Annotated in this window: 6 protein-coding genes; 1 reads left to right on the forward strand and 5 read right to left on the reverse strand. The window is 71.6% G+C overall.

Annotated elements, in window-relative coordinates:
- From AB8Z36_RS29020 to AB8Z36_RS29040, 5 genes are all read right to left on the reverse strand, one after another.
- The coding region (locus AB8Z36_RS29020; protein WP_369216354.1) for a thioesterase II family protein at positions 1-495 on the reverse strand (495 nt) is incomplete at its 3' end.
- A 112-nt stretch (positions 496-607) separates the two neighbouring features.
- Positions 608-802 carry a ferredoxin gene (locus tag AB8Z36_RS29025; RefSeq protein ID WP_369216355.1) on the reverse strand — a complete coding sequence of 65 codons (195 nt, stop codon included), beginning with the start codon at positions 800-802 and terminating at the stop codon, positions 608-610.
- A 60-nt stretch (positions 803-862) separates the two neighbouring features.
- The gene (locus AB8Z36_RS29030) at positions 863-2,044 is read right to left on the reverse strand and encodes a cytochrome P450 (RefSeq protein ID WP_369216356.1); all 1,182 of its coding nucleotides are present in this window, start codon (positions 2,042-2,044) and stop codon (positions 863-865) included.
- Positions 2,045-2,086: 42 nt separating this feature from the next.
- The gene (locus AB8Z36_RS29035; RefSeq protein WP_369216359.1) at positions 2,087-3,145 is read right to left on the reverse strand and encodes a DegT/DnrJ/EryC1/StrS family aminotransferase; all 1,059 of its coding nucleotides are present in this window, start codon (positions 3,143-3,145) and stop codon (positions 2,087-2,089) included.
- 62 nt (positions 3,146-3,207) lie between these two features.
- Positions 3,208-4,584, reverse strand: a complete 1,377-nt coding sequence (locus AB8Z36_RS29040) for a glycosyltransferase (RefSeq protein WP_369216357.1) — start codon at positions 4,582-4,584, stop codon at positions 3,208-3,210.
- A 337-nt stretch (positions 4,585-4,921) separates the two neighbouring features.
- Here AB8Z36_RS29040 and AB8Z36_RS29045 point away from each other — a divergent pair.
- Positions 4,922-5,352: AAA family ATPase (locus tag AB8Z36_RS29045; RefSeq protein ID WP_369216358.1), on the forward strand; the 431-nt coding region annotated here is incomplete at its 3' end.

Raw genomic sequence — 5,352 nt, forward strand, 5'->3', positions numbered from 1 at the left:
GTCCAGGGCGCGCCCGATCTCGGCCTGGAGCGCCGCGAGGTGCTGGGTGAGGAAGAAGTGGCCGCCGTCGAAGACCCGCAGGCGGTGGGCCCCCGTGGTGTGCTCCTGCCAGCGCTCGGCCTCCTCGACGGTGGTCAGCGGGTCGTCCCGGCCCGCGTCCTTCTGCTCCAGGCGCCAGGCCGTCTCGAAGGCGAGGGCGGCGCCCATGCTGTGCCCGAAGAACACCGTCGGCCGCTCGTCCAGGGCGAGGAGCTGCTCGGTGATCAGGTCGGCCAGGGTGCCCAGGTCCGTCACGCAGGGCTCCTTGCGCCGGTCCTGGCGGCCGGGGTACTGCAAGGAGATGACTTCGGCGCGGGGGGTGAAGCGGGCCGAGAGCGGGTGGTAGAAGCTGGCGGAGCCGCCGGCGTGGGGGAAGCAGACCAGCCGGACGGCGTCGGTGTCGGCCGGGTGGTAGCGCCGCAGCCACAGGGCCCCGGTGTCCTCAGCGGTGGTCACGGTGTGTGTCCCTTCGGTGGTTCTGGTTCGGTGGTTCCGACGCGGCCCGCGGGCCGCGTCGATCTCAGGCTCGGGCCTCGGCGATATCCGGCCGTATCCGGCTGCGTCGGTCTCAGGACTCGTCGACGGTGATCGAGCCCGACGGGCACAGGTCGCCCGCGGCGTGGACCGCGTCCAGCTCCTGGGCTCCGGGCTCCTCGGCCAGCAGGACCACGACGCCGTCGTCGTCCTGGTCGAAGACGACGGGGGCGTTCAGGACGCACTGGCCGGCGCCGATGCACCGCTCGCTGTCGACGGTGACACGCATGATCGTTGGCTCCTCGGTGGGAAGGGGGGAAAGGGCGGCCGTCAGGGCCGGTGCGGGCGGCTACCAGCGCACCGGCAGCTCGTGCAGGCCGAACAGGATGCCGTCGTACTTGAAGGCCAGTTCCTCCAGCGGGACGGCCAGCTCCAGGCTGGGGATGCGCTCGAAGAGCTTGCGGTAGGCGATGTCCATCTCGATGCGGACCAGGTTCTGGCCCAGGCACTGGTGCACGCCGTAGCCGAAGGCGACGTGGCGCCGCTCGGAGCGCGCGGGGTCGAAGGCGTGCGGGCAGCCGAAGACCTCGGTGTCGTGGTTGGCGGCGGCCAGCAGCGGGACGATGCCCTCGCCCTTGCGGATGAGCTGGCCCGCGATCTCCACGTCGTCCACGGCGACGCGCAGCGCCACCATGTCGGCGACCGAGTGCAGCCGCAGCAGTTCCTCCACCACCCGCTCGTCGCCGGTCCACTGCGGGTTGGTGAGCAGGGTGACCACGCCGAGGCCGATGTTGTTGGCGGTGGTCTCGTGCCCGGCGATCAGCAGGAGCAGCAGGACGCCGGAGAGTTCCTCGTGGCTGAGCTGCCCCGTGGAGAGGAGCCTGCTGATCAGGTCGTCGCCGCGCCACTTGTCCTTGATGGCGATCAGCCGGTTGATGTAGCGCAGCAGCTGCCGGGTGGCGGTGGCGCGCTGCTCGTCGGTGGAGGTGCGGATGGCGACCAGGGTGCGGGTGCGGGATTCGAAGAAGTCCCGGTCGGCCGGGGGCACCCCGAGGAGGGAGGAGATCACCAGGGAGGGCACCGGCAGCGCGAAGTCGTTGACCAGGTCGGCGGTGTTGCCCCCGGCCAGCATCGCGTCGATGCGCTCGTCGACGATCCGTTCGACGGCGGGGCGCAGTTCGCGTACCCGGCGCACCGTGAACTCGGGGATGAGGACCTTGCGGAAGCGGTCGTGCTCGGGGGAGTCCAGGCCCACGAACCAGCCGGGGATCTGGTCCTGCTTGGGCACCCCCATCGTCTCGCCGACGTTGGGGAAGCCCTCGTTGTCGGGGTTGGCGCTGATCTTGGGGTGGGTGAGCACCGCGCGCACGTCCTCGTGCCGGGTGACCAGCCAGATGGGGACGCCGTTGGGCAGATGGGACTGCACCAGGCCGTCGTGCCGGCGGTGGCCGGCGTACTGGGACAGCGGCAGCGGCTCCTCGGGTGTGCGCAGGGGGAAGTCGACCACCGTGGGGCCGGTGCTGGTCGTCATGTCCGCTCCTCGTTCTCTTGGTCGTGCGGTCGCGGTGCCGCCTCAGCGGGCGGTGTAGAACTCCCGGACGGCGCCGGTGATGTACTCCTGGTCGGCGGCGGTGAGCCCGGTGTGGGTGGGCAGGTACAGGCCGTCCTCGCTGAAGCGGTGGGCGTTCAGGGTGGGCCACACCGGGTCGAGGTAGCCGGGCTGGCGGCTCATGGGCTTGAAGAACAGCCGGGTCTCCACGCCGCGCGCGTCCAGGTGGGCGCGGAGCTCCTCGCGGCGCTCGGCGCGCAGGTCGTACATCCACAGCACATCGCGCGCGGGCATCAGAGTGATGCCGGGGATGTCCTTGAGGGCGGCGTCGTAGCGGGCCTCGATCTCCCGGCGGGTGGCGAGGATGGCGTCCAGGCGCTCGACCTGGGCCAGCGCCACGGCGCCCTGCATGGCGGTCATGCGGTGGTTGTAGGCCAGCTTCTTGTGCAGGAAGCTGTGGTCGCGGGTGAAGGCCATCGCCCGCAGGTGGGCGAGCTGCTGGGCGAGCCGGGGGTCGTCGGTGAGGCAGATGCCGCCCTCACCGGCTGTGATGATCTTGTTGGCGAACAGGGAGAAGCAGGCGATGTCCCCCACCGGACGCACGCCGTGCGCCTCGGCGGAGTCCTCCACCACCCGCAGGTTGTACTGGTGGGCGATGTCCATGACCGTGTCCATGTCGCAGCGGCGCCCGTAGACGTGCACCGGCATGATCGCCCTGGTGCGCGGGGTGATCTTCTCCTCGATGCGGGTGACGTCGATGTTCAGATCGTCGGCGCAGTCGACGAAGACGGGGGTGGCGCCGGTGTAGGTGACGGCCCACGCCGAGGCGATCATGGTGAACTCCGGGACGATCACCTCGTCGCCCGGCCCGATGCCCAGCGCCCGCAGCGCCAGGGTGAGGGCGGCGGTGCCCGAGGAGCAGGCGACGCCGTGCGCCACGCCGTTCCACTGGGCGAAGGCCTCCTCGAAGCGTCCTACGTAGGGTCCCTGGGAGGAGATCCAGCCGCCGGACACGGCGTCGGTGACGTACTCCAGTTCCCGGCCCTCAAGGAAGGGCCGGGAGACGGGGTGGGTGAAGGCCATGGGGTCCTCGCTGCTGTCGCTGGGCTGTGGCTCGATGGGGTGCGGCCGGTGCGGCGGGCGGCTCATGCCGACGGCAGCAGGCCGAGCACGGTGTCGGCGGCGGCGGTGCGGCCGCCCGCCGCCCGCTGGAGCTCGCCCAGGTGCTCGGCCCGCTCGCGGAAGGACGGCTCGGCGGTGACGCGGGTCAGCTTGTCCACCACGTCGTCGGGGTCGACGGTGTGCGGCCTGTCCAGGGTCAGACTGATACCGAAGTCACGCCCGCGCACCGCCTGGTCGAAGCAGTCCACCCACAGGGGCCGTACCACCTGCGGCTTCCCGAAGTAGACGCCCTCGTGGTAGGCGTTGCCGCCGCCGTGCGAGAAGAACGCCGACACCTTGGGGTGGGCGAGCACGTCCAGCTGGGAGGGCACCCAGTTCTCCACCCGCAGGTTGGGCGGCAGCGACGCGGCGGGCGGCAGCAGGTGCTGCTGCTCCTCGGGCAGCTTCCACAGGAACTGGTGCGTATCCGACATCCGCCGCGCCACCTCCACCAGCGCCGCCACCTCCTCGCGGGTCAGGCGGGTGATGGTGCCGAAGCCCATGTAGATCACCGAGGACTGCTCGTCGAGCCACCGGGCCACCTCGTGGTCGTCCGGCGCCTCGGGCAGCGGCGGCAGCACGGCCCCGACCAGGCGCACCTTGGCGGGGACGTCGAAGGGGTAGTCCAGCTCGGCGATGGAGGAGCACACCACGGCGGCGGCCTCGTCGACCCGGGTCATCGCGTTGGGCGGGGCGATGCCGAGCTCCTTGCGCAGCGCGGCGTCCTCGCGCAGCACCTTGCCCATCTCCGGGTGCAGGAACATGCCGAGCGTGCGCCACTTGAACAGCGTGTTGGCCAGCTTCTGGCGGGGCGACATCGCCAGCGGCAGGCCCGAGTTGGGCACGGGGAAGTTCTTGGGGGTGTACGAGGCGCCGAAGGGATTGTGCGAGGTCAGGACATTGCTCGCCACGAACGGTACGTTCAGGACGTAGGGGATGTTCCGGGCGAGCGCCAGATCGACGGCGAAGCCCGCCACACAGTCCACCACCATCAGCGCGGGACGCACCTCGTCCACCACGCGCTCCAGCTCACGGTACTTGCGCGCCTGGAGCGCCGGCTTGTACGACTGCCGCACCACCGCACGGTGCGCCTTGAACCGCGAGGACTGCGTCACCTCCCGGTAGACCGCGTCGTCCCAGGTCACCGCGGACAGCTCGGACACCACCTCGCCCAGTGAGGCGAACGACACGGTGGACGCGGCGGCCAGCGCCTCCACGTCCTTGCGCCGGTGCTCGTCGGTGGCGAACCACACGTCGGGCACACCGCGCCGGGCCAACTCCCCGGCCAGCACCAGCAACGGGTTGAGCAGACCGCTCTCGGGGAGGCTGACGAAGAGGATCGGCCGAGCGGCGGAGTCCATGAGGGCCCTTTCACGAAGTGACTGCCGTGGTGCGCCGAGGCCCGCCGGTGAAGCGTGCGACGGGCGTGACGGCGCGTGGACGTGCGGCCTGCCGGCCGGACCGGACACGGAGGACGCCGACCGCACCACCACTTGATCTCACGGCGGCGACGGGGGATTTCCTTAGATTTCTCGTTGTGTGCGGGTGCGGAGGGGCTCCGTGGCGTAAATGTGACGTATACGTGAGCATGACGCGGTCGGATGGGGGCAGTTGCCCGTTCACCGCCGGTGACAGTCCAACGGCGCCGCGCAGGAGGGCCGCCGTGCCATCCGCCGTGTACGACGCGAGGGAGAGCAAGTGACCGACCGGGCCGGCGAAGCGCACCCCGTACTGCCGCTGGTCGGGCGGACCCGACACCTTGAAGCCCTCGCCGGACACGCCGCGGCGGCCAGGGCCGGACAGCCCCGCCTGGTGCTCCTCGACGGCCCCGCGGGCGCGGGCAAGACCGCCCTGCTGCGCGCCGCCCTGGCCGACGACGGACCCTTCACCGGCATGACCGTCCTGCACGGCACGTGCCGCGCCGTCGGCGCGGCCACCGGCTACAGCGGGGCGCGCGCCCTGTTCGCACCGCTCGGCCTGACCGCCCGCAAGAACCGCGCCTCCGCGCTCCTGGACGGCAGCGCCCGGCACGCCCTGCCCGCCCTGACCGCCGCGCCCAAGGAGAGCGAGGGGGGGGGGGGGGGGGGGGGCTCGACGGCCCCGCGGGCGCGGGCAAGACCGCCCTGCTG

It is taken from the genome of Streptomyces flavofungini (assembly GCF_041028215.1).
Taxonomy (GTDB): Bacteria; Actinomycetota; Actinomycetes; order Streptomycetales; family Streptomycetaceae; genus Streptomyces; species Streptomyces flavofungini_B.